Here is a 24056-nt window from a genome sequence, read left to right on the forward strand (position 1 = left end):
CTGTGCTGCTTTCATTCGGGAGCGAAGATCTTACCCGGATTCATGATGCCGTTCGGATCGAATACCGCCTTGATCGCCTTCATGCAGGCGATTTCGGCGGCAGAACGGCTGTAGCCTAGGTAGTCGCGCTTGGTCATGCCCACGCCATGCTCGGCGGAAATCGAACCCTGGTAGCGCTCGACGATCTCGAAGACCCAGCGGTTGACCGTGGCGCAACGGGCAAAGAACTCGTCCCTGGCCATCGCATCGGGCTTGAGGATGTTCAGGTGCAGGTTGCCGTCGCCGATATGCCCGTACCAGACCACCTCCAGGTCCGGGTAGTGCAGGCTGACGATCGCGTCGATCTCACGCAGGAACGCTGGCACCTTGGAAACGGTGACCGAAAGGTCGTTCTTGTAAGGGGTCCAGTGCGAGATGGTCTCGGAAATGTACTCGCGCAGTTTCCACAGGTTGCGCAACTGCGCCTGGCTCTGGCTCATCACGCCGTCGAGCACCCAGCCTTGCTCCACGCAGTGCTCGAACGTGGCCAGCGCGCTGTCGGCCAGCGCCTCGGTGCTGGCCTCGAATTCCAGCAGGGCATAGAACGGGCACTCGCTCTCGAACGGCGCCGGGACATCGCCACGTCCCAGTATCTTGGCCAGCGCCTTATCGGAAAAGAACTCGAAGGCAGTCAGGTCGAGCCTGGCCTGGAAGGCGTGCAGCACCGGCATGATCGAATCGAAATCCGGCGTGCCGAGGACCATGGCCGTCAGGTTGCGCGGTGCCCGTTCCAGGCGCATGGTGGCCTCGACCACGAAGCCGAGGGTGCCCTCCGCGCCGATGAACAGTTGGCGAAGGTCATAGCCGGTGGCGTTCTTGACCAGGCCCTTGTTCAGCTCCAGCAGCTCGCCGCTACCGGTGACCACCTTGAGTCCGGCCACCCAGTCGCGGGTCATGCCGTAGCGGATCACCTTGATGCCACCGGCGTTGGTGCCGATGTTGCCGCCGATCTGGCTGGAACCGGAAGAGGCGAAGTCCACCGGGTAGTACAAGCCCTTTTCCTCGGCGAAATCCTGCAACTGGCGGGTGATCACGCCGGGCTGGCAGACCACGGTGCGGTCCAGTTCGTCGAAGGCAAGGATCTGGTTCATGTAGTCGAACGCCACGACTATCTCGCCGTCGGCAGCTACCGCCCCGGCGGAAAGCCCGGTACGGCCACCAGAGGGCACCAGCGCGAGCCGGTGCCGGTTGGCCCAGCGCACGATGGCCTGCACCTGTTCGGCCGAGCGCGGGAAGACGATCGCCGAGGGCGCCGCGGGATATTGCCGCGTCCAGTCCTTGCCATAGGCCTCGAGCGAGGCGGGGTCGGTCAACACCTTGCCGGGATCGACCAGGTGGGTCAGTTCATCAAGTAACGCGGATGTGATCATCGGTTTAACTCTCGAACCATTCATGGTCAGCCTGAGCACTCTTCACCTGTCGGAATCAGCTCAGATTGTGTCGCGTATGCTAGCATGGCGCTCCCGCTGTTCATGCTAAGGCCGATGCCGCGCCGCTTAGCTTCCTGTCACTTTTCTATCTCCGGGACACAGGTTTACGCAGATGAGCAAGACGTCTCTCGACAAGAGCAAGATCAGGTTCCTTCTTCTCGAAGGCGTCCACCAGAACGCGGTGGACACCCTCAAGGCTGCCGGGTACAGCAACATCGAATACCTTACCGGCTCCCTGCCGGAGGCCGAGCTGAAGGAAAAGATCGCCGATGCACACTTCATCGGCATCCGCTCGCGCACCCAGCTGACCGAAGAGGTCTTCGAGTGCGCGAAGAAACTGGTCGCTGTCGGCTGTTTTTGCATCGGTACCAACCAGGTAGACCTGAACGCGGCGCGTGAACGTGGCATCGCGGTATTCAACGCTCCCTACTCCAACACCCGTTCGGTTGCCGAGCTGGTGCTGGCCGAAGCTATCCTGCTGCTGCGCGGGATCCCCGAGAAGAACGCCTCCTGCCACCGTGGCGGCTGGATCAAGAGCGCGGCCAACTCGTTCGAGATCCGCGGCAAGAAGCTGGGCATCGTCGGCTACGGCTCGATCGGCACGCAGCTCTCCGTGCTGGCTGAAAGCCTCGGCATGCAGGTCTATTTCTATGACCCGCTGACCAAGCTGCCGTTGGGCAACGCTACCCAGGTGGCGAGCCTGAACGAACTGCTGGGCCTGGCCGACATCGTTTCGCTGCATGTACCTGAGCTGCCCTCCACCCAATGGATGATCGGCGAAAAGGAAATCCGCGCGATGAAGAAGGGCAGCATCCTGATCAACGCGGCCCGCGGCACCGTGGTCGAGCTGGAGCACCTGGCCAGCGCGATCAAGGACAAGCACCTGATCGGCGCGGCCATCGACGTGTTCCCGGTCGAGCCACGCTCCAACGACGAGCAGTTCGAAAGCCCGCTGCGCGGCCTGGACAACGTGATCCTGACCCCGCACATCGGCGGCTCGACTGCCGAGGCCCAGGCCAACATCGGTCTGGAAGTCGCCGAGAAGCTGGTCAAGTACAGCGACAACGGCACCTCGGTTTCTTCGGTGAACTTCCCCGAGGTCGCATTGCCAGCCCACCCGGGCAAGCATCGCCTGCTGCACATCCACCAGAACATCCCGGGCGTGCTCAGCGAGATCAACCGCGTGTTCGCCGACAATGGCATCAACATCTCCGGCCAGTTCCTGCAGACCGACGAGAAAGTCGGCTACGTGGTGATCGACGTGGACGCCGAATATTCCGACCTGGCGCAGGAAAAGCTGCAGCAGGTCAAGGGCACCATCCGCTCCCGCGTATTGTTCTGAGTTTTCGCTGCACCACAAGGGAGACCATGGGTCTCCCTTTTTCATTGGGATTGGCGACCGACGCCTTTCCCCACGGCGAAACGGACCGGCCTGCATGACAGGAAAAAGTCGAGGCTGCGTCAAATATTGCACGGGACTCGCTGTCACAGCCTGCGTCTGACCTTGGCGAGGATAAAAAGCCTCGGCAGACGACTTTCATCTGCCGAACCAAGAAGGGATCTCCATGCGCTTGATCACAGGCCTGATGCTGGCCATCCTCGTCTGTCCCTGGGCACAGGCCGAGCTGATGGATGACGTCAACGACCGAGGCGAGCTGCGCATCGCCGTGCTGGCCGATACTCCACCTTATACCGTCAAGCAGGCTCAGCACCTGACCGGGTTCGGCGTCGAACTGGGCCAGGCTCTGGCAAGCGAGCTGGATGTGCGCGCCGCCTTTCTCGAAACCCCCGCAGACCAGATCGTGTCTGGTGTCGAAAGCGGCAAGTACGACATTGCCCTGAGCCAGCGGCAACTCGAGGGGCTGGCAGAAGCCGGCCTGGACGCTAGCCAGCCCTACGGCGAGCACGCGCTGGTCATTCCCTTCCAGAAGGACAATCCGGCGTTCGAGACCGCACTCAACAACGCACTGCAGCGAATCCAGGCCGATGGCCGGCTCACGGCCCTGGAACAGAAATGGCTGAGCGTGCCGATGCAGGTAACGGCGGGGCAGTGAGAGCCTGGCCAAGCCTGAGTCGTCGTGTCGCAATGGTCCTGTAGGAAGCGGCCACGGCAGGCAGGCGCTGAGCAACCTCGGGGCGGCTCAGAACGGGTCATTGCCACGGCGTCTGAACCAGCCGGTCAGCGACAGGCGCTCGCGAGTGGCCGGCAGGACCTCGTGGGGAATGTCGCCCGAGAGAAAGATCACCAGGCAACCGATGTCCGGCTGCACGTCATGCTCGATCTCGCCGGCCAGGCTCATGCGCAACTGCCCGCCATGTTCCGGGCGCCAGTGATCATTGAGATACAGGACGACCGAAACCGTGCGCCGGTCATCGTCGCGGAAGCGGTCCAGATGCCTGCGGTAGAACGCGCCAGGCGGGTACAGGGCGAAGTGGCATTCGAAATCCTCGAGTCCGAGGAACAGCCCACGGTTGAGTGCCTGTCGCAGGCTGTCCATCACGTCGAGGTAACGGTCGCAGGCATCCGCCTGGCCCGGCTCGATCCACTGGATATGATCGCCGCGAATGCCTTCGCGAACCTCCTGGGCCACACCGCGGCCCACGGCCGCGGGCGCAAGCGCTCCGTCGGCGGCCCGCTGCCGGCATTCGAACGCCAGGTCGTCCAGCAAGTCTGGAGAAAACAGCAGCTGCTGCTGCGACCAGCCACGCGTGGCCAGGTCGTCGACGATGCGTGACAGGAGGGGGTGATCAGGTGAGATGTGCATGGCACGCATAGTATCCACTGTCCGGGAAAACCAACAGCGCCATTTGGCTGCCGACCACACTGGCATCTCGACAAAGCCCGGCGACCCCACGGACAATAGCGCCCTGCCGACAGGAGTCCTGAATGCGCCGCTCGTTTTTACTGTTCCTGATGATGATCTGCACCATGCCTGTCTGGGCAGACAGTCTTGAGCAACTGTACAAGGCCGCCGGCTGGCCCGACCAGCGCGCTCACTTCAACGATGCCGTGCAAGCCGCCCAGCAGCGCTATCGCAACAGCCTGCCGCCTGCGGTCTACCAGGCCCTGGTCAGCAACAGCAACCAACGTTTCGAGCCCCAGGCCATGGATCGTCGCGCTCAGGCGCAACTACGCGCCAACCTGGCCGAGCCTGGCCCGGCGCTGGCCTTCTTCCAGTCGCCGCTGGGCCGCAAGGTGGTGGCCGCCGAGCTGCTGGCCACGCGCAAGGACCAGTTGGCGCGCAATGCCGAGGGCTTGCCGAAGATCGAGGCCAGCGATACCCGTCAGCTGATCATCGGTCACCTGGCCCAGGCCTTGCCGGCGCGCGAGGCGGGCGCCGAAGTCAGCCTGGCGATCGCCGGCGTGGCGGCCGACAGCCTCAGCTCGATGATCCCCGGCCTGTTCGGCGCCAGCCAGGCCCAGGGTTTGCTCGACGGGCAGCGCCAGCGGCTGATGGAGCAGATCGGCAGCGACCTGAACAATACCCTGCTGTATGTCTACCGCGAGCTGTCGGATGTCGAACTCGAAGAGTTCGCCACGTTCGCCGAGTCGCCGGCCGGGCAGGCGTACTACAAGGCGGCCCTGGCCGCGATCCGCGCGGGACTTGCCGTCGGCCAGCCCAGCGCCGGCCTGCGTTGATCAGCGCAGGCGCTGATCGATGAAGCTGAAGTAACGCTGGCGGATGTCGGGCAACTCGTTGGCCAGGTGGTGACGAGCCTGCGGCAGCATCAGCACCTGCGGCTCGGCGAACTTGGCCTTCAGAACCTTGAGGTTGTAGGCCCAGTCCACCGTTGCATCGGCCTGGCCTTGCACGATCAGCGGCGCGCGCGAGCAGCCGGGCGCCGCCTCGATCCGCCGGACCCAGCTCACCAGGGCACCGACCCAGGCCGTGGGCAGGCGCCGTGGCTGTAGCGGGTCGGCCTGCAGGAACGACAGAAACCCGGGGTCGTTGCTGTTTTCGGTGAAGCGTCGATCGATGCCGTCGACGAAATGCCGGAGCACGTTGTAGCTCAGCTTCGACCAGTGCCAGGCGCGTGGCCGGACCAGAGGCGCGAGCAGCACCACCTGGCCATCGACGGGGCTGCGCGCGCCCTGGTGCAGCAGATGGTCGACCGCGATCGCGCCACCGGTACTCTGCCCGCAAAGGTGCCATGGGCGCGGCAGGTCGAGCGCGACAGCCTGCTCGAACAAGCTATCCAGCACGCGCTGGTAAATGGCGAAATCGGCAATGCTGGCTCGCGCCCCGCTCGACAGTCCATGCCCCGGCAGATCGCAGCTGATCACTGCCTGGCCACGCGCCAGCGCCCAGTCGATCACATGCCGGTAAAGCCCCATGTGATCGTAGAAGCCGTGCAGCAGGAACACCGTGCTCTGCGGCCTGGCCGGTCCTGGCGGCAACCAGACCTGGCCGACCAGGTCGAAGCCTTCGACCCTGAAGCTGCCCAGCCAGCTTTCTCCGGGCCAGGTCAGACCGTAGTAGCGTCGGTACTGCTCGCCCTGGCTGGACAACGGCTGGCGCTCGGCCAAGGGGCCGAGGCCGGTACGCAGGCATTCTGGCTGAAAGGAGCACGACATCGACAGCATCCGCATGGGTTGATGCGCTGATATTCCGCCCTTGCACGGCGCCTGGCAAGGCGCCGGCCGATCGGCCTAGCGTCGACAGGCTATGGCGCCTCGGCCGATGCCTGGACACGCGCCGGATTGCCCATCGCCACGGCCCCTGCGGGTACGTCACGGGTAACCACGCTGCCTGCACCGATCACTGCATCGTCGCCGATGGTCACGCCGGGCAGGATGATGGCCCCGCCACCGATCCACACATTGTTGCCGATGCTTACCGGGCGGCCGCTTTCCAGTCCGGTGCGACGGATTTCGGCTTGCAATGGATGCTCGGGGGTATAGATCTGCACGTTCGGTCCGATCTGGCAATCTTCGCCTATGTGTACAGGCACCACGTCCAGGATCGTGCAGTTGAAGTTGATGAAGGTGCGGGCACCGATACTGATGTTGTAGCCGTAGTCGCAATGGAACGGCGGGCGAATCACCACGCCCTCCCCGACGCTGGCCAGATGCGCATCCAGCAGGCCGCTGCGGACATCATGGTTCAGCGCGTCGCTGGCATTGTAATGCTGCATCCATTGCCCGTTGGCGGCTTGCTCGGCCAGGAGTTCGGGACAGGTCGGGTGGTAGAGCAGTCCACTGAGCATCTTCTGTTTTTCGCTGAGGTTCATGATCGATCCTTCGGGCTGTTCTCGGATGAAGAAAGCGTCGAAGATCGGACCATCGATTCTCATCGTTTGCACAAGGATTTTCGAGAAGGCGCAGCTCGATATCGCCTGCCTCGCCCGTGCCGCCACTGCCGGCGCGACGCGGTGACGATCAGCTCATCGACGAGTTGCCCGCGCCGGTCGGGATACGTCAGGGCAAGCGCGGCCCAGCTCTCGATCCAGCCGGCGCCTCAGGAGCATGACTAGCCTGGAAACTCACGTGGTCAATATCGCCACTTTCCTAGCAGCAAGACATAGCGAGCGATGCAGCTCCCGCATAAACAGGCCGAAGAGTACGATCATCAGTGCCCGTCAACATGCCATAAAGCTACTTTCCATCAGACCACACCGCAAATCGTCTTGGACGATGCCACCCTCGCCAGCGCCAAGCATTAAACAGACCTGTCATCTAAAGAGCTTTATCACGACATACGTGAGCAGAAGCCAAACACCTGCCACAATATTTAGGCAAGCGGCAAAATTTATCCAGAACTTTAACTTGGCTGGAAACAACTTATAATCAACCTCGCTCAACCAGCCTTTTCGAATGAAGTGCCTTGGCCAAAGAAGAAAAGTGCTCAGCATCGCAATCAAAGAAATACGAGCTTTCAGACCGGCCGTACCACACATGGCCACGCATCGAGGTACTGCACGACTACCGCTCAAACTTTTCAGCAAAACCTCAAAATGACGCGAGCACGCTATGTAGGCCTCGATCCCAAGGGAAACGCCGGTTATCAAAAAAGGCGCACCAAAAAAGAAAAGCCACCACAATCTCTCGAGCTTAGTCATTGAGCGTATGATCGTAAACAAACTCGCCGAATTGTTCCCCAGCCATCATGCCTACCGAGGTGCCTCCCCACGCACTTGCCCCAACCATGGCCAAGCCACAGATGATTGATCCATAGAGCGACCTTCCAATACAAATTTTTGCCGAAGCCCTTTTTCCTATAATGCCTAAAGCCGTACCTCCAGCCACTCCGGCGCCAAAGTTTCCAGCTTCGGTAAAGCGAATCCTCTTGCACTCCTGGGTCTCACCGGCTCGACAAACCTCTTGGACTTTCAAGCCTGACGAAACCCCTCCTATCCCGATTCCCACATACCCACCTGCGCTCAGGTACTTCGACATCTTCGCCACCTTGTCCATGTGCGTCGCATAGCCTGGAATCTCGCCTGGCCCACCCGCCTTGTTCCAGTGATGCACAAGGCTCTTGGACGATAGGCCGAGGTCTCGTCGCAAGGTGTCATGGCTGCCCAGGTTCATCTGCTTGTTCAGGAGGCCGACTTTCAACTGCGCATCCAGATCCTTGAACAGTCGCCTGCGCGTTTCGAAGAATTCGGGGCTTCGGAGATGGCCGTGGCGCTGGTACTCGCGCTGATGCAACTGCTCAAGCGCCTTCAGGCTTTTGCTCACGTCACTCAGAATCTTGCCCATCATTGCCTGCACGACACCCATCGACAGGCTGACCTCTCCCAGCAATCCGGCAATCTGCGCCTGATATCGCCGCATGAAGTTGGCCTCGTCCTCCGACAGCGGTTTCAGGGCATCGCGTACCTGCTGCGCAGCTGCCATCAACTGGGCCTCCATACGGCTGCAGGCGTGATGGCTGTCGGGGTCGGCGAGAACGAAGATCTCGCCGGCCTTGTAGCCTTCATCGAAGGTCGGGTTAAGTCGCATCACGTAGCTGAGCGGCAGTTGCAGCCCTTCGCCAGTCAGATAGCGCAGCACCCGAGGCCCGGACATGCTGTGCGGGACGATGAAGAAGCCTGGCTCCAGGGTGCCCAAAGGAGCCATGACCATGGCGTCGGCGGATGCGGGCAGGGTGGCAGCAGTTTCCCCCTCGGGCAGTGCTGCCAGGGCCGCCCTGCCGGGCGAGCCGGTCGCGGCTGTCGGCATCGCCCGGGTGGCCGGCTCCAACGGCGCGATGACCCGATTGCTGCCATGCGAACAGCCACAGGCGACCAGTGCGCCGTCGAACGTCAACGGTCGGCCTTCGCAACGGAACAACGGCACGCCTTCGGCAACGGTGCCGGTCTTGCCGCACGCGGGACATTCGGTGGTGGGATCGCCCTCGCGCAGCACGCGTCGTTCGTTGCCCTGCGTGGTGGTGGTCGTGGCTATGCAGACGGCGCCGCTGGTGGTGAGATCACCGTCCAGCGCCTGGCCTTTGCCGTTGAGGCTGATACGCGACATGTGCAAGCTCCCTGTACGAAGGAGCTGGAAACTAGCAGCTTCGAGCAGGAAATCTTGCCGTCTGGATCAGTTTGGGAAACGTCCTACGCAAATTTCGGAAGCCTCCGAAACATGCCGCCAACATGGCGATCCAGCCGCCAGGGCTGAGCCTGGCCGCTCATTTCCAGCCAGGACAGGCTTGTGGCATCCAGCCATGAACAATTCGAGCAGCCCCTTGGGAAGGTCAGCGGCTTCGGAACGAACTTCAACGATGTGCCGGTGCCCGGCCGTGGGGCTGGCGCAGGGCAGAGGCCCCGCGCTGGCCGGATCGGAGGCCGGGGCGCTTCCGATCCGGCGACGCCTGGAAACATGTCGCGCCAGCAGGGCGCTCAAGCGAGCAAGAGCAGCCAGCGCGCATCAGAACGCCGGCAGCACCGCGCCGCTGTATTTCTTCTCGATGAAGGCTTTCACTTGCGGGCTGGTCAGTGCCTTGGCCAGCTTCTGGATGGCTTCGCTGTCCTTGTTGTCCGGACGCGCCACCAGGAAGTTCACGTAGGGCGAGTCGCTGCCTTCGATCACCAGGGCATCCTTGGCCGGATTCAGGCCAGCTTCCAAGGCATAGTTGGTGTTGATCATGTCCAGGTCGACCTGGTCGAGCACACGCGGCAGCATGGCCGATTCGAGTTCGCGGAACTTGAGCTTCCTGGGGTTCTCGGCGATGTCCTTGGGCGTGGCCAGGGCGTTGTTCGGATCCTTCAGGGTGATCAGGCCAGCCTTCTGCAGAAGGATCAGGGCGCGGCCGCTGTTGCTGCCTTCGTTAGGGATGGCGACGGTCGCGCCTTCCTTCAGCTCGTCCAGGCTCTTGACTTTCTTCGAATAGCCGCCAAAGGGCTCGACGTGCACGCCGACCACGGTTTCCAGGTGGGTGCCCTTGCCTTCGTTGAAGCTGTCCAGGTACGGCTTGGTCTGGAAATAGTTGGCATCCAGGCGCTTCTGGTCGACCTGCACGTTCGGCTGGACGTAGTCGGTGAACACCTTGATCTGCAGGTCCACGCCTTGCTTGGCCAAGGTTGGCTTGACCAGCTCGAGGATTTCAGCGTGCGGAATGGGGGTGGCGGCCACGATCAGTTTCTCGGCGGCCTGGACGAGGCCGGTCAGTGACAGGGCGGCGGCCAGAGCGGTCGACAATAAGGCTTTTTTCATGAAGGATCCTTGCACTCAGGAGCCGCCAAGGCGGCAATGACAGGCGCCAGGTCGTCAACCGGCCCGGCATTGGCAGAAGATACCGGGATTTTTTATTCCAGAACAATATCTTTTGATTAGATCTTTATGCATTTCGGATTGGAGATCACAGGCTCCGGCTCGGCTCAGGTCAATCGCGCCAAGGTCATGTGCAGCAGCTTGCGTAGCGCCTCGATGTTCGCCGGCTCCTGTGCGTGTGTCAGCTGGTCGAGCCGTGCCGCGAGACTGGCCAAGGGGTCGGGGTCGGGCAGCCCCAGGTGCTCGGGCAGTACCTCTTTGCCCTGCCCCACCAGCAAGGCGAAGTGGATGACGTTTTCCAGCTCCCGGGTATTGCCAGGCCAGGGGTGAGCCTCGAGGGCCAGCTGGGCCGCCTCGCTGATCAGTGGCAGCGGACGGTCCAGCCGCATGCCGTAGATGCCGACGAAGTATTCGGCCAGCGGCAGGATGTCGCCGACGCGCTCGCGCAAGGCCGGCAGCTCTAGCTCGCCTTCGTGCAGATAACGGTACAGGCGCTCGTTGAACCGGCCTGCCTCGACGACCTTGGCCAAGTCGATGCTCGACGCTGCAACCAGGCGCACGTCCACCGGTTGCGCATGGGCGGCTCCGACCCGGCTGACTTCGCGGGTCTCCAGCGCCGTGAGCAGCTTGCCCTGGATCGGCAACGGCAGGTCGGCAATCTCGTCCAGATACAGCGTGCCGCCATTGGCCGAGCCGAACCAGCCTGCCCGGCTGCCGGCAGTCCCGCCGTGGGCACCGGCACTGTAGCCGAACAGCTCGGCGTCGGCATAGGTAGGGCTGATCGCCGCGCAATTGACCGAGACGAACAGGCCGCCGCGGTCGCTGGAACGATGGATCTGGCGAGCCAGCAGCTCCTTGCCGGTGCCGCTCTCCCCTCGTATCAGCACCGGTAGCGGCAACGGGGCCAAATGCTCGACCGCCTCGCGCAACTTGCGCGAACGTGGATCGACGAACACCAGCGCCTTGGCGCGAATGCTCAGCGGACTTTTGTCCGGGTCAGGAAAGGTCAGCAGAGGCTGACCGAAGGCGTTGTGCGAACTCATGGCGAACTCCCGTCCAGACACCGCGCATCTGGACGTCGTGACAATCGAACGATGCTCGACCATTCAGGCGCGACGCAGGCTGCGCTGCTCGATACGGCCTTGCAACCGGTAGAGGTAGGCGAAGCCTTGCTCCCAGCGTTCATGGCCGGACTTGACATTGATGTGCCCGGCGCGCGACAGCAACCCGCTCTCCGAGCCCCAGGCACGTGCCAGGTAGAGCGCCCGTGGCACGCTGACGGCCGGGTCGTTGTCCGAACTCACCACCTGGCTCGGGAATGGCAGGCGCTGCAGCGGGATCGGTGCGAAGTCGCGCAAGGCCGCCGAACAGGCCGGACGCTCGACGTCTGCCGGAGCGACCAGCAAGGCACCCCGGACGCGACGCATCAGACCCGGGCTGGCCTGTGCCGCCCAATGTGCGACAGCTATGCAGCCAAGGCTATGGGCAATGAGGATGACCGGCGCGGGGTCGGCCTCGATCGCCGTACCTAGCTCGCGGACCCAGTCCTGGCACTTGGGCATCAGCCAATCCTGCTGCTCTACCCTGGCGCTGTTGGGCAGGCTGCGCTGCCAGTGGCTTTGCCAATGATTGTCTGGCGATCCTTGCCAGCCCGGCACAATCAGGTAACGGATGGTTTCAGTGCGCATGGGGGCGCCTCCAGGAAATTGCGTGCTTGGCGTCCAGTATAAGGACTGGTCTATATACTTAAAGGAATAAGAAGCTATTTGGTAATAACTAAAATATTGAGCGTATCCGCGCCCTGCCGCTTCCGGCGGCTTGGCCAAGATCGGGAAACGCGACACCCTCGGTTCGAACAGTCGTCGACGAGTTGTGACCGGGACGCTGGTTGTTGTGTGCCGCGATCATCACGCTTGGCATGCAGCCAGGTAGACACTTCAATGGGTCCTTTTTCGATGAGGATCACGAACGATGTGGATGTTCCGTGGTGGCGTCGCGCTGCTCGCCGCCAGGCTTGCCTCGCCGCCTGGCCTGGCTGATGCCGAAAACCGCTGGCCAGCAGGGGCGACTGGATCCGGGAGCGCCCCGGTGATACCTGAGCAGTATCGATCGTTCATTGCGAGGCAGGGCAGACGGTGGGACGCATGAGGAATCTACGCTGGGCGCTGACGATGCTGTTGCTGCCGCTGGCGCTGATGGGCTGGAGCAGTCTTCAAGGTTGGCGCGCCGACAGTGTCCTGGAAGAGGCGCAGGTGATGCGTCAATGGTTGGCCGCACCGAGCGATGCGTTGCTCGAAGGCTTGTCCGACAGGGACCGCAAGGAAGTGATCACCGAGCAAGGTCGCCGCGATAATTTCCAATGGCGGGTCGCCAAGGTGGATGCGGACCACGCCTGGCTGCGCGTGCGCCAGGTACTGGCTGGCCTGAGCTACTGGCTGGCCGTCGCGGCGTTGCTGGCCGGGCCGATCATCTGGTTGAAGCTGCGCCTGGACGCCTGGCGGGCGCTGGCTTCGAGGGACTTCCTGCATGAGCGCCTCGCCCGCAGCTGGCATGCGCTGGGCCACTGGCTGGTGGCCTACACCGGACTGCTGGTCGGTTCGCTGGGGCTGGTGCTGCTTTATGAGCTGAGCTGGGGCTGGAGTCATATCAAGGACGGCGGCTGGGCCATTCTGGTGCCGGCTCTGCCGGTGGCCTGCGTCATGTGTCTGGGCATCATGCTGATCCAGCGTCTGCGCCAGCAATGGCAGGCCCTAGAGGCGCCTTGCTCGGCGTTTCTGGGACGCGCCTTGAGCCGTGACGACGCGCCGGGCTTGTGGGCCTGGATCGAAAGTCTGGCCAGGCAACTGGGCGCTCCGGTGCCCGATCACATCGTTGCGGGTATCGACCAATCGTTCTTCGTCACCAGCGTGCAGGTAATCCTTCAACCCAGCGAAGAAGTGCTCCAAGGGCGGACACTGTACTTGCCGCTGACGTACCTGTCGGCCATGAGCCAGGAAGAAACCGCTTCGGTCATCGGACATGAGCTGGGTCACTTCAGCAGCCGCGATACCGAGCGCGGCAGCGAGACCAGCGCGCGCTTCAGCCTGATGTGCCTGCATTTCGCGATCATCAGCGCCGAGGATGCGAATCCATCCTGGATCGAGCGTCCGGCCATCTGGATGGCGGAGCGCTTCCTGCATCATTTCCAGGTGGCGGTGCATCACTGGAGCCGTGCCCAGGAATTCGTCGCCGACCGCGCCGGCGCGCAAGTGGCAGGCGAGAGAGTGTTCTGTCAGGCCCTGCTGCGGGTCATCGCCCTCGAAGCACAAATCGACAAGCTGCTGGCCGAGCGCCGCGCTGGCAACCTGATCCAGGCCCTGGCCGAGCACCTGCGCCAGACCCCCATGAGCTTGAGCGAGACAGTTCTGGGCCGGGCGATCGCCCACCCGTTCGATACCCACCCGCCTACCGCCCTACGCTTGCAGCAACTGGGCGTGACGGCGGATGACGAACTGCTGGCCCAGGCCACACGTAGACCTACCGATAGCGACCGTCATTGGTTCGGCCAGCTGACCAGCGGCACGCCTTCGGCCGTCACCCCTGCAATGGAGCATCCGCATGAACCGTCCTGACGATCCGTTGGCCAGTCTGGCCCAGTCCCTGACCGAGGACTTCAACCAGCGGACCACCGAACAGGTGCAGACAGCCGTCGAGGAACGTGAGCACCTGCTGCAGAACATTCCCCAAGTCACCGAGCTGACTTACACCCACAAGGTGCGCCGCACCTTGGCGCTCTATGCGTTGTTCATGCTCGCGCTGGGCGGGTTCTGCGTGGCCGACGGCAAGAGCTGGGTGCTAGGTGTGATCTTCGTCCTGGCGGGATTGATCTTTTTCGCCAGCATCTGGCTGCACCGTCATGCCGGAAAAGAAGTGCTGATGCGCCTGACCCACACCCATGTATGGTTCCGCAACCTGGATGCCGAGATCGATCTGCGCGATGTCACACAGGCCAGCGTACAGGACGGTCGCCAGCTGCGGATCACCCTCACCCTGCGCGAAGGCGCCCCGCTGCCTGGCAGCCACAACCCGGCAGGCCCGCTCATGCCTCACGTCAAGATCAAGCGCTCGCGGACACCGCAGGTACGCTTTTCCATGCTGGGCATGGAACTGAACGGCAAGATCCTCGGTGAAGAGCAGATGATGCAGCTGCTCCTGGCCTATGGCCACGCAGCCCATGCCCATGCCGAACTGCAAGCGCTCAAGACCAGCCAGGTCGACGGCTGAGTGACGCCCGTACCTGTGAAAAGGCGCGCAGCGGCCTAATCCCTAGGCACGGCTTGGCCGTGAGCGGCCGCCGCCGGGACACCGGACCGGCCGCCACATGCACTCGTGCTTTCAGCATCATCGGTGGATGTTTGCAAGGCCGCTGCCTTCAGATATCCACCATCTTTTGCCACACCTTCGGCTTGAAGAACAGCGTCTCGCCTCGCGCCAGCCCGCTCAGGCTGTCATGGTCCTTGACCACTTCGGCCTCGATCAGCTCGTTCTGCCCTGCGACCTTGAGGGTCACCCGCGTGGTGGCGCCCAGCGGGCGGATGTCGCGGACTTGCGCCGAATGATGCCCCTCGATCTCGTGGCGGGACAAAGACACTTCGTGCGGGCGGAACAGCACGTGCTGATCCTCGCTCAGGCTCAGCCGGTTGGAGTCGCCCAGGAAGTGGTAGACGAAATCGTTGGCCGGCCGGTCGTAGACTTCGCCTGGCGAGCCGATCTGCTCGATCACGCCCTTGTTCATCACCACGATCCGGTCGGCCACTTCCATGGCTTCTTCCTGGTCGTGGGTGACGAAGACCGAGGTCAGGTTGATGTCTTCGTGCAGGCGCGCCAGCCAGCGACGCAGTTCCTTGCGTACCTTGGCATCGAGGGCACCGAAGGGTTCGTCGAGCAGCAACACCTTGGGCTCGACCGCCAAGGCCCGGGCCAAGGCAATGCGCTGGCGCTGGCCGCCGGACAGCTGTTCGGGATAACGGTCGGCAAGCCAGTCGAGCTGGACCATGTCGAGCAGTTCATGGACCTTTTCGGCGATGCGGGCCTCGCTGGGCCGTTCGCCCTTGGGCTTCATGCGCAGGCCGAAGGCGACGTTGTCGAACACGCTCATGTGACGAAACAGAGCGTAATGCTGGAATACGAAACCGACGTTGCGATCGCGCACGTCATGACGCGACACGTCCTCGCCGTGGAACACGATGTTGCCCTGGTCGGGTGTCTCCAGGCCGGCGATGATGCGCAGCAGGGTGGTCTTGCCGCAACCCGACGGGCCTAGCAAGGCCACCAGCTCGCCGCTGTTGATGTCCAGGTTGATGTTGTCCAGGGCCTGGAAGGTGTTGAAGCGCTTGCTGACGTTACGAACTTCGATCGACATGATTCATTCCTCCGCCGCGTCGTGGCGCAGACGGTTGATTCGGGATTCGCTCCACTGCTTGAGCAGCAGGATGAACAGCGCCAGGATCAGCAGCAGGCTGGCCACGCTGAAGGCCGCGACATGGTTGTACTCGTTGTAGAGGATCTCGACATGCAGCGGCAAGGTGTTGGTGACTCCACGGATATGTCCGGAGACCACCGACACGGCACCGAACTCGCCCATCGCCCGCGCGGTGCACAGCACCACGCCATAGATCAGGCCCCACTTGATGTTGGGCAGGGTCACATGCCAGAACATCTGCCAGCCGTTGGCGCCCAGCAGGCGCGCGGCCTCTTCTTCCTGGGTGCCTTGCTCCTGCATCAGCGGGATCAGTTCGCGGGCCACGAACGGCACGGTGACGAAGATGGTCGCCAGGACGATGCCCGGCAGGGCGAAGACGATCTGGATGTCGTGGTCGATCAGCCAAGGGCCGAGCAGGCCCTGGGCGCCGAACATCAAGACGTAGACCAGGCCGGCGATCACCGGCGAGACCGAGAACGGCAGGTCGATCAAGGTGACCAGGATACTCTTGCCGGCGAAGTCGTACTTGCTCACGCACCAGGCCGCGCAGACGCCGAACACCAGGTTCAGCGGCACCGATATGGCCACGGCGAGCAGGGTGAGGCGCAGCGCTGCCAGGGCATCAGGCTCGAAGATCGCCTCGAAGAAGGTCGCAAGACCGCTCTTCAAGGCCTGCGACACCACGATGGCCAGTGGCAACAGCAGGAACAGCACGAACACCAGCCAGGCGAGCGAGACCAGCACGCGTCGCGAAGCAGTGCTGCCACGGCGCGCGGCGTTGGCCGCGGCGGCCGCGCCAAGGGATGACGTAGACATGCTCGGGGCCTCCTTCAAGGGGTTTCGATACGGCGCTGCAGCAGGTTGATCAGCAGCAGCAGGATGAAGGACACGACCAGCATGAGCACGCCGATGGCAGTGGCGCCGGTGTAGTCGTACTGGTCGAGCTTGACCATGATCAGCAAAGGCAGGATCTCGGTTTTCATCGGCATGTTGCCAGCGATGAAGATCACCGAGCCGTATTCGCCGACGCCTCGGGCGAAGGCCAGGGCGAAGCCGGTCAGCCAGGCGGGCAGCAAGGCTGGTGCCAGTACATGGCGAAATACCTGCCAGGGTTTCGCCCCAAGGCAGGCCGCCGCCTCCTCGACCTCGCGCGGGATGTCGGCCAGCACCGGCTGCACGGTGCGCACCACGAACGGCAAGGTGACGAAGGTCAGCGCCAGGGTGATGCCCAGCGGGGTGTAGGCGATCTTCAAGCCCAGCTCGGTGGCGAACTGGCCGACCCAGCCCGCTGGCGCGTACAGGGCAGTCAGGGCAATGCCGGCCACGGCGGTGGGCAGGGCGAACGGCAGATCGATCATCGCGTCGATGACCTTGCGCCCTGGGAAGCCGTAGCGCACCAGCACCCAGGCCAGCAGGGTGCCGATGACTCCGTTGATGAGCGCGGCGCACAAGGCAGTGCCGAAACTCAGCTTGAGCGCGGCGAGTACCCGCGGCGCGCTGACGATGGCCCAGAACTGGTCCCAGGTGAGCTGCGCGGCATGCACGAACATGGCGCCCAGCGGGATGAGAACGATCAGGCTGAGGTACACCAAGGTGTAGCCCAGCGTCAGCCCGAAGCCGGGTATGACGGGGGAAATGCGTCGTGACATAAAAGTCCCTGGTTGAACGCACGAAACCCGGGACATGTCCCGGGCCGGTGCAGGCTACTGGAGGGTGTCGCTGCCGTCAGGCACGCTCATTGTGCCTGATAGATCTGATCGAACACGCCGCCGTCGTTGAAGAACTTCGGTTGCGCAGTCTTCCAGCCGCCGAAGTCCTTGTCGATGGCGACCAGCTCCAGCTTGGGAAACCGCTTGCCGAACTCTGCCGCGACCTTCTCGTCACGCGGACGGTAGAAGTTTTCCGCGGCGATCCTCTGCCCGGCAGGGCTGTACAGGTGCTTGAGGTACTCGTTGGCGATCTCGGTATTGCCCTTCTTCTCGGCATTCCTGTCGACCACCGCCACCGGCGGCTCGGCAAGGATCGACAGCGAAGGCACGACGATCTCGAACTTTTCGGCGCCGCCGTCTTCCTTGAGCGCCAGAAAAGCCTCGTTCTCCCAGGCCAGCAGGACATCGCCCTGACCGTTGTTGACGAAAGTGATGGTCGAGCCCCGGGCGCCGGTGTCGAGTATCGGGACATGCTTGAACAGCGCCTGGACATATTCCTTGGCCTTTTCCTCGCTACCGCCACTCTTGAGGCCATAGGCCCAGGCGGCCAGGAAGTTCCAGCGAGCACCGCCGGAGGTCTTGGGATTTGGAGTGATGACCGAGACGTCCGGCTTGATCAGGTCGCCCCAGTCCTTGATGCCTTTGGGGTTGCCCTTGCGCACCAGGAAGACGATGGTCGAGGTATAGGGCGTGCTGGCCTGCGGCAGACGTTTCTGCCAGTCGGCTGGCAGGGTCTTGCCGAGCTTGGCGATCTCGTCGATGTCCCCTGCCAGGGCCAGGGTCACCACGTCGGCGCGCAGGCCATCGATGACCGCGCGACCCTGCTTGCCGGAGCCACCGTGGGACTGTTGGATCTTGACCTTGTCATCCGGGTGGCTCGCCTGCCAGTGCCTGATGAACTCGGCGTTGTACTGCTGGTACAGCTCCCGAGTCGGGTCGTAGGAAACGTTCAGCAGTTCATGATCCCTGGCGAACGCGGAACCGGCGAGAACGGCACTGACCAGGGCGGCGAGCGCATAACGGCGGATGGACATGGTGAAGCTCCCGATTGGCATTTTTCTAATTGGACGTGGTGCGTTTTCAGCCAGACTTGGTTCCCGGCTGTTGCAGGCGGAACTTCTCCTTGCGCTCGATCTGGACCACCTGGGCGTTATGCACGGTGATCTCCACCGCGCCGAACCGCAGATCGCGCAAGGCGCTCTGGATTTCCCGCAGGATGGCGGCCTCGTCCTGGCCATCGACGCTACGCAGTGATGCACTCATGCTCGTTCTCCCTGGAGTTGAAAGCGCCGGGCAAAGGATGGAAGGATCACGCCTGGCTTGCGGCCAATGGTAGCCAGGCTCACTTATTCTTAAAAATAATATTTAAGAATTTTTATATAACAAAGCGAGAGGAAAGCTGCTAGCTGCAAGTGGTTCGCGGTGATACGTTTGGCAAGCACGCCGGCGAAATCACCACGATCGGCTCGTGGCTTGGAGCTTGTGGCGTGCGCCCTGCCAACCTTATGTTTCGCGAATCTTGTACCAGGCCACGTACAGCGCCGGCAGGAACAGCAGCGTCAGCAGGGTGGCGCTGATGATGCCGCCGATCATGGCGTAGGCCATCGGTCCCCAGAACACTTCACGGGCAATCGGGATCATGCCCAGGCTCGCCGCGGCGGCGGTCAGCAGGATCGGCCGGCGGCGATGGTTGGTCGCTTCCAGGACGGCCTGCCAGGGCGAATAGCCTTCGCCTTCGAAGGCATCGATCTGGGTCACGAGAATCACCGAGTTGCGGATGATGATGCCGATCAGCGCCAGCACCCCGAGGATCGCCACGAAGCCCATGGGCGTGCCGGTGGGCACCAGGGCCAGGACCACGCCGATCAGGCCCAGCGGTGCCACGCTGACCACCAGGAACAGCTTCTGCACACTGTGCAGCTGGATCATCAGGAAGGTCGCCATCAGGAACAGCATCAACGGAATGACCTTGGCGATCGGCCCCTGGGCCTTGCCGCTCTCCTCCACCGTGCCACCGGTGGCCACGTGGTAGCCGGCCGGCAGCTTGCTGGCGAATTCGTCGATCTTCGGCTTGAGCTGGGCCACCAGGTCGGTGGGCTGGATCTCGCCATTGACCGAGGCCTTGATGGTGATCGTGGGCTTGCGGTCACGCCGCCAGACCAGGGGCTGCTCCATTTCGTAGCGCACGGTCGCGAACGCCAGCAATGGAATCGAGACGCCACTAGGGTTGACGATCTGCAGGTTCTGCAAGGTCTCCGGCGAGCCACGTTCGCTGTCCTGGGCACGCGCGACCACATCGATCAGGTAGATGTCGTCGTTGACCTGGGTCACCGGGGCGCCGGTGACGATGCTGTTCATCACGTTGGCCACGTCCTCGGAGGACAACCCCAGCTGACGTGCCTTGTCCTGGGCGATATCGATGCGCAGCACCTTCCCCGGCTCGTTCCAGTCATAGATCATCTCGCCGATGTTCGGGTCGCCATCGAGCAAGGTGGCCAGCTCGATCGCATGCTTGCGCACCTGGTCGATGCTCTCGCCGCTGAGGCGATACTGGATCGGCCGGCCGACCGGCGGGCCCATTTCCAGCGACTGGACGTTGCTGCCGATGCCGACGAAATCCTTGCGCAAGCGCTCCTTGAGCCTGACGATGAGCGCGTTGCGTTCCTCCAGCCCGGTGCTGACGATCACCAGCTGCGCGTAGTAAGGGTTCTGCAGCTGCTGGTCGAGCGGCAGGTAGAAGCGTACCGCGCCCTGGCCTATGTAGGTGCTCCAGTGGGCGATCTGCTCGTCATCCTTCAAGGTCGCCTCGAAGCGATCCACCACACGCCGGGTCTCCTGGATCGAGGCATTCTGCGGCAGGTTCAGGTCGACTAGAATCTCCGGGCGGTCCGAGGAAGGGAAGAACTGGTTCTGCACCAAGCGCATGCTCAACAGGGCCAGCACGAACAGCAGCACCGTCCCGATGATGGTCAGCCAGCGATGCCGCATGCACCATACCAGGCTGTGCTCGAAGGCCCGGCCTATGCGTCCAGGCTTCTCGTCGTGCTTCTTCAGGTTGCTGCTCAGGATATGCACGCCCAGCACCGGCGCGAAGAATACCGCGACGACCCAGGAGACCAGCAACGCCACGGCGATCACCGCGAACAGGGTAAAGGTGTACTCGCCAGCGGAACTGGCGTTGAGACCGATCGGCACGAAGCCGGCCACCGTCACCAAGGTCCCGGTCAACATCGGGAAGGCGGTCGAGGTATAGGCGTAGGTGGCGGCCTGCTCCTTGCTTTCGCCTTTCTCCAGGCGCGTGACCATCATTTCCACGGTGATCATCGCGTCGTCGACCAGCAGGCCGAGCGCGATGATCAACGCGCCCAGGGAGATGCGCTGCATGGTGATGCCGCTGTACTCCATGAACACGAACACCATCGCCAATACCAGCGGTATCGAACAGGCGACCACCAGGCCTGCCCGGATGCCGAGACTGACGAAGCTGACCACCAGCACGATGACCACGGCCTCGAACAGTGCGCTGGTGAAGCCGCCGACCGCTTCCTTGACCACCAGGGACTGGTCGGACACGGTATGCACACCCACCCCGACCGGCAGCCTGGCTTCGATCTGCTGCATCTTTTCCTTGAGCGCGGTACCGAACTCCTGAATGTTGCCGCCTTTCTTCATGCCAATGGCCAGGCCCAGGGCGGTCTGGCCGTTGTAGCGGAACATCGGTGCCGGCGGGTCCTGGTAGCCACGCTCGATGTCGGCGATGTCGGCCAGCCGGAAGAAGCGGTCGTCGAGGCGAAGATTGACTGCTTCGAGGTCCTTTTCCGAGGCGAACTGTCCGGTGGTACGCACCGAGATACGCTCCGGGCCGGCTTCGATCACCCCGGCCGGCGTGACGGCGTTCTGTGCTTGCAGCGCCTGCATCACCTGGCGCTGGTCGAGGCCCAGCGCCGCCAGCTTGCGCGTCGAGAAGTTCAGGTAGAGCACTTCATCCTGGATACCGACCAGTTCGACCTTGCCCAGGTTCTCCACCTGGCGCACCTCGGCGCGGACTTGCTCGACATAGTCACGCAACTGGCGCAGCGACAAGCCATCGGCGGTGAAGGCATAGATCGAGCCGAACACATCGCCGAACTCGTCGTTGAAGCCTGGCCCCTGGATCCCTTGCGGAAACTCGCCACGGATATCCTGGATCTTCTTGCGTACCTGGTACCAGATCTGCGGAATGTCCTCGGCCTGGGTGGTATCGCGCAGGTAGACGAACACGGTGGACTCGCCAGGCCGGGTGTAGCTTTTCACATAGTCGAGCGAGTCCAGCTCCTCGAGCTTCTTCTCGATGCGGTCGGTGACCTGCAGCAGCGTCTCGTCCTGGGTCGCGCCGGGCCAGTTGGTCTGGATCACCATGGTCTTGATGGTGAAGGATGGATCTTCCTCGCGTCCCAGATTGAGATAGGAAAACACCCCCATCAGCAGGCCGACGAACATCAGGTACCAGACGAAGGACTGGTGCTTCAGCGCCCATTCCGAGAGGTTGAAGCTGCCTTTCATCGAGTGGATTCCTCGTCGACGATGACCTTTTGTCCTTGCTCCAGGCTGTTGACGCCTGCCGTCACCACACGCTCGCCAGGCTGCACGCCAGCGGCGACGACGATGACGTCGGCGCGCCGCTCGATGAGGCTGACCTCGCGCAGGCCCACGGTATGCTGCTGCGGATCGACGATCCAGACCTGGGTCTTGCCATCGCGCTCGAGCAGGGCGGTGGCGGGCAGCTGGGTACGCGGCGAGACGGCCGAAGTCAGCCGGACACTGATTGCCGTGCCCAGGTGGAAGGCCTGCGGCGTCTCGGCCAGCGTCAGGCGTGCACGGCGCGTGCGGGTCGTGGCATCGGCCTGCGGTTCGAGTTCGCGCAAGGTGGCGGTGGTCGCGATATCCGGTTCGAGCTGCGACGCCACGGTGAAGACCAGGTCGGGCGCCAGTTGCTCGGCAAGCGAGGCAGGCAGGTCGATGACCGCCTCCATGATATCGGGGCGCGCCAGGGTCACCACGGCCTGTCCGGCGGCGACCGTCTGGCCGGCCTCGGCTTGCCAGGCGGTCACGATGGCGGCGTGGTCGCTGCGCAGCTCGCTGTAGCTCAGCTGGTCCCGGGCCTGGCTGACGGAGGAGCGTGCCTGCTCCAGGGAGGCGTTGGCGGTCTTGAAGTCGGTCTGCGCGATGTCCAGCTGCGCCTGCGCGCCCACGCCGCGATCATACAGTTCCTGCTGGCGCCGGGCATTGGCCTGGGCGTTGATCCATTGCGCCTGGACCCGCGCCAGGTCACCTTCGGCCGCGCGCAGCTGGTTCTGCTGGTCGGTCGGGTCGAGCGAAGCCAGTACCTGGCCGGCCTTGACCCGGTCACCGACATCGACCCAGCGCCGGGCAATACGTCCAGGTACCCGGAAACCCAAGGTACTTTCGTAGCGAGCCTGGATCGTGCCGGCGAACCGGCCCAGCTGGGACTGCACCTGCGACTCGGCCGTCACGGAAAGCACCGGCCGCACCGGCCTGGTTTTTTGTTCCTCCTTCGAGCACCCCGCCAGCACCGCGCATGCCCCCAGGCCCAGCAACCAGACCAGCCGCATCATGGCGCCAACCCTCCACGCCGCTCGGCATCGCCAGCCGCCACCTTCTCGACCTGCATGCCAGGATGGAGCAACTGCCCGCCGGTAACCACCACTTCTTCGCCCCCTCGCAGTCCATCGTCGATGACGATGCTGCCGGTCAGGTAACGCGCTACCCGCACTTCGCGCAGCTCGACCTTGTCGCCATCGCCAACCACCCATACCGCTGGCTTGTGCACGGTTTTGCTCAGGGCCGACCAAGGCAGCTCGATGCTGGGCCTGCCTTGACCGTTAGTGGTCGCGATCACCGGCGAGCCCAGGTGCATGCGTTCGGGCACATCGCGCAGGGCGACCTTGACCTGCACCGTACCGCTCTGCGCAGAGACCGTCGGGGTGATCTCGCGGACACGACCCTCGGCGCGCACGCTCGGGTCGTCGAGCAGGCTGACCACGACCGTCTTGTCGCTCGGCTGCGATAGCAACAGTGACTCGTAGACATTGAACACCGCGTCGCGCTCGCCATCGCGCGCCAGGCTGAAGATCGGCACGGTGGCCTGCACCACCTGCCCCACCTCGGCCTGGCGGGCGGTGATGACGCCACCGGCCTCGGAGACCAGCGCGGTGTAGCCAAGTTGTTCCTGAGCATTGGCCAACTGGGCCTGGGCAGCCTTCAGCGCGCTCTGGCTGCTGCGCAGTGCCGCTTCGGCCGAATCGTATTCGCTTTTGCTGGTGTAGCCCTTGGGCAGCAGTTTCTGCTGGCGCACGAACGCGGCACTGGACTGGGTGACCCGGGCCTGGGCCGCGAACACCTCGGCCTTGGCGGAGGCGACATTGTTGCGCAGGTCCTTGGGATCGAGCCTGGCCAGTACCTGCCGGGCCTTGACATGATCGCCGACGTCGACCTCGCGGGAGATGATCTTGCCACCGACGCGAAATGAAAGGTCGGTCTGGACCCGCGCCTGGATGTCCCCAGTGAGCGTGGCCGCGGCGGCGAAATTGCCCGACTCGGCCTGCATCACGCCAACTCGTGGATGTTGTGGTTCGGCAGCCTGCTTGTCGCAGCCGGTCAGCACGAACAGTACCCCGAGGCCCATGCCCCATAGCGTACGCGCTACCGTCATGCCA

22 protein-coding genes are annotated in these 24056 nt (G+C 63.2%); 5 read left to right on the forward strand and 17 right to left on the reverse strand.

Annotated elements, in window-relative coordinates:
• Window positions 1–11 precede the first annotated feature (11 nt).
• Window positions 12–1409 (reverse strand): FAD-binding oxidoreductase, encoded by a 1398-nt coding sequence (locus ACY8GK_RS14810; RefSeq protein WP_462401532.1) that lies wholly within the window; start codon window positions 1407–1409, stop codon window positions 12–14.
• Between the two features lie 172 nt (window positions 1410–1581).
• Between ACY8GK_RS14810 and serA the strand changes: the two genes are divergently transcribed.
• Together serA and ACY8GK_RS14820 are read left to right on the forward strand one after the other, a co-directional pair.
• Complete coding sequence (gene serA / locus ACY8GK_RS14815) at window positions 1582–2811, forward strand: phosphoglycerate dehydrogenase (protein ID WP_196180828.1); 1230 nt, start codon at window positions 1582–1584, stop codon at window positions 2809–2811.
• Between the two features lie 223 nt (window positions 2812–3034).
• On the forward strand, window positions 3035–3523 hold the full coding sequence (locus ACY8GK_RS14820; RefSeq protein WP_196180829.1) for a transporter substrate-binding domain-containing protein: 489 nt from the start codon (window positions 3035–3037) through the stop codon (window positions 3521–3523).
• Window positions 3524–3610: 87 nt separating this feature from the next.
• On the opposite strand, the gene ACY8GK_RS14825 is transcribed toward ACY8GK_RS14820, so the two are convergent.
• Window positions 3611–4243: a 2OG-Fe(II) oxygenase gene (locus tag ACY8GK_RS14825; protein ID WP_196180831.1), complete on the reverse strand. Its 633-nt coding sequence runs from the start codon at window positions 4241–4243 to the stop codon at window positions 3611–3613.
• A 113-nt stretch (window positions 4244–4356) separates the two neighbouring features.
• Between ACY8GK_RS14825 and ACY8GK_RS14830 the strand changes: the two genes are divergently transcribed.
• Window positions 4357–5109 (forward strand): hypothetical protein, encoded by a 753-nt coding sequence (locus ACY8GK_RS14830; RefSeq protein ID WP_462401533.1) that lies wholly within the window; start codon window positions 4357–4359, stop codon window positions 5107–5109.
• Here the strand turns inward: ACY8GK_RS14830 and bipL are convergent, their stop codons facing one another.
• From bipL to ACY8GK_RS14865, 7 genes are all read right to left on the reverse strand, one after another.
• Window positions 5110–6054 (reverse strand): phospholipase BipL, encoded by a 945-nt coding sequence (gene bipL / locus ACY8GK_RS14835; RefSeq protein ID WP_462403026.1) that lies wholly within the window; start codon window positions 6052–6054, stop codon window positions 5110–5112.
• 80 nt (window positions 6055–6134) lie between these two features.
• Complete coding sequence (locus ACY8GK_RS14840; protein ID WP_196180837.1) at window positions 6135–6701, reverse strand: sugar O-acetyltransferase; 567 nt, start codon at window positions 6699–6701, stop codon at window positions 6135–6137.
• A 441-nt stretch (window positions 6702–7142) separates the two neighbouring features.
• Window positions 7143–7529, reverse strand: a complete 387-nt coding sequence (locus tag ACY8GK_RS14845) for a hypothetical protein (protein ID WP_196180838.1) — start codon at window positions 7527–7529, stop codon at window positions 7143–7145.
• Window positions 7522–8931 (reverse strand): PAAR domain-containing protein, encoded by a 1410-nt coding sequence (locus tag ACY8GK_RS14850; RefSeq protein ID WP_462401534.1) that lies wholly within the window; start codon window positions 8929–8931, stop codon window positions 7522–7524. Before ACY8GK_RS14850 ends, ACY8GK_RS14845 begins: the two co-directional genes overlap by 8 nt.
• 396 nt (window positions 8932–9327) lie before the next feature.
• On the reverse strand, window positions 9328–10113 hold the full coding sequence (locus ACY8GK_RS14855; protein ID WP_196180842.1) for a MetQ/NlpA family ABC transporter substrate-binding protein: 786 nt from the start codon (window positions 10111–10113) through the stop codon (window positions 9328–9330).
• A 164-nt stretch (window positions 10114–10277) separates the two neighbouring features.
• Window positions 10278–11213 carry a sigma 54-interacting transcriptional regulator gene (locus ACY8GK_RS14860; RefSeq protein ID WP_196180843.1) on the reverse strand — a complete coding sequence of 312 codons (936 nt, stop codon included), beginning with the start codon at window positions 11211–11213 and terminating at the stop codon, window positions 10278–10280.
• A gap of 63 nt (window positions 11214–11276) precedes the next feature.
• Window positions 11277–11858, reverse strand: a complete 582-nt coding sequence (locus ACY8GK_RS14865) for an alpha/beta hydrolase (RefSeq protein WP_196180844.1) — start codon at window positions 11856–11858, stop codon at window positions 11277–11279.
• 456 nt (window positions 11859–12314) lie between these two features.
• Here ACY8GK_RS14865 and ACY8GK_RS14870 point away from each other — a divergent pair, with 456 nt between their 5' ends.
• Window positions 12315–13781 carry a M48 family metallopeptidase gene (locus ACY8GK_RS14870; RefSeq protein WP_230376186.1) on the forward strand — a complete coding sequence of 489 codons (1467 nt, stop codon included), beginning with the start codon at window positions 12315–12317 and terminating at the stop codon, window positions 13779–13781.
• On the forward strand, window positions 13768–14433 hold the full coding sequence (locus ACY8GK_RS14875; protein ID WP_462401535.1) for a hypothetical protein: 666 nt from the start codon (window positions 13768–13770) through the stop codon (window positions 14431–14433). Before ACY8GK_RS14870 ends, ACY8GK_RS14875 begins: the two co-directional genes overlap by 14 nt.
• A gap of 148 nt (window positions 14434–14581) precedes the next feature.
• Here the strand turns inward: ACY8GK_RS14875 and ACY8GK_RS14880 are convergent, their stop codons facing one another.
• The 8 genes from ACY8GK_RS14880 to ACY8GK_RS14915 form a co-directional block, all read right to left on the reverse strand.
• Window positions 14582–15571, reverse strand: coding sequence for a sulfate/molybdate ABC transporter ATP-binding protein (locus tag ACY8GK_RS14880; protein ID WP_196180846.1), 990 nt, complete (start codon window positions 15569–15571; stop codon window positions 14582–14584).
• Between the two features lie 3 nt (window positions 15572–15574).
• The gene (cysW, locus tag ACY8GK_RS14885; RefSeq protein ID WP_196180847.1) at window positions 15575–16447 is read right to left on the reverse strand and encodes a sulfate ABC transporter permease subunit CysW; all 873 of its coding nucleotides are present in this window, start codon (window positions 16445–16447) and stop codon (window positions 15575–15577) included.
• 14 nt (window positions 16448–16461) lie between these two features.
• Window positions 16462–17280 carry a sulfate ABC transporter permease subunit CysT gene (cysT, locus tag ACY8GK_RS14890; protein WP_196180848.1) on the reverse strand — a complete coding sequence of 273 codons (819 nt, stop codon included), beginning with the start codon at window positions 17278–17280 and terminating at the stop codon, window positions 16462–16464.
• A gap of 86 nt (window positions 17281–17366) precedes the next feature.
• Window positions 17367–18374 (reverse strand): sulfate ABC transporter substrate-binding protein, encoded by a 1008-nt coding sequence (locus tag ACY8GK_RS14895; protein WP_462401536.1) that lies wholly within the window; start codon window positions 18372–18374, stop codon window positions 17367–17369.
• Window positions 18375–18420: 46 nt separating this feature from the next.
• Window positions 18421–18603: a sulfur starvation response protein OscA gene (gene oscA, locus ACY8GK_RS14900; protein WP_196180850.1), complete on the reverse strand. Its 183-nt coding sequence runs from the start codon at window positions 18601–18603 to the stop codon at window positions 18421–18423.
• Between the two features lie 240 nt (window positions 18604–18843).
• Complete coding sequence (locus ACY8GK_RS14905) at window positions 18844–21882, reverse strand: efflux RND transporter permease subunit (RefSeq protein WP_462401537.1); 3039 nt, start codon at window positions 21880–21882, stop codon at window positions 18844–18846.
• Window positions 21879–22955 carry an efflux RND transporter periplasmic adaptor subunit gene (locus ACY8GK_RS14910; RefSeq protein WP_462401538.1) on the reverse strand — a complete coding sequence of 359 codons (1077 nt, stop codon included), beginning with the start codon at window positions 22953–22955 and terminating at the stop codon, window positions 21879–21881. The genes ACY8GK_RS14905 and ACY8GK_RS14910 overlap by 4 nt, the downstream gene beginning before the upstream one ends.
• The gene (locus tag ACY8GK_RS14915) at window positions 22952–24052 is read right to left on the reverse strand and encodes an efflux RND transporter periplasmic adaptor subunit (RefSeq protein ID WP_462401539.1); all 1101 of its coding nucleotides are present in this window, start codon (window positions 24050–24052) and stop codon (window positions 22952–22954) included. The genes ACY8GK_RS14910 and ACY8GK_RS14915 overlap by 4 nt, the downstream gene beginning before the upstream one ends.
• Window positions 24053–24056 lie beyond the last annotated feature (4 nt).

The sequence above is a fragment of the Pseudomonas sp. Marseille-QA0332 genome (genome assembly GCF_054950175.1).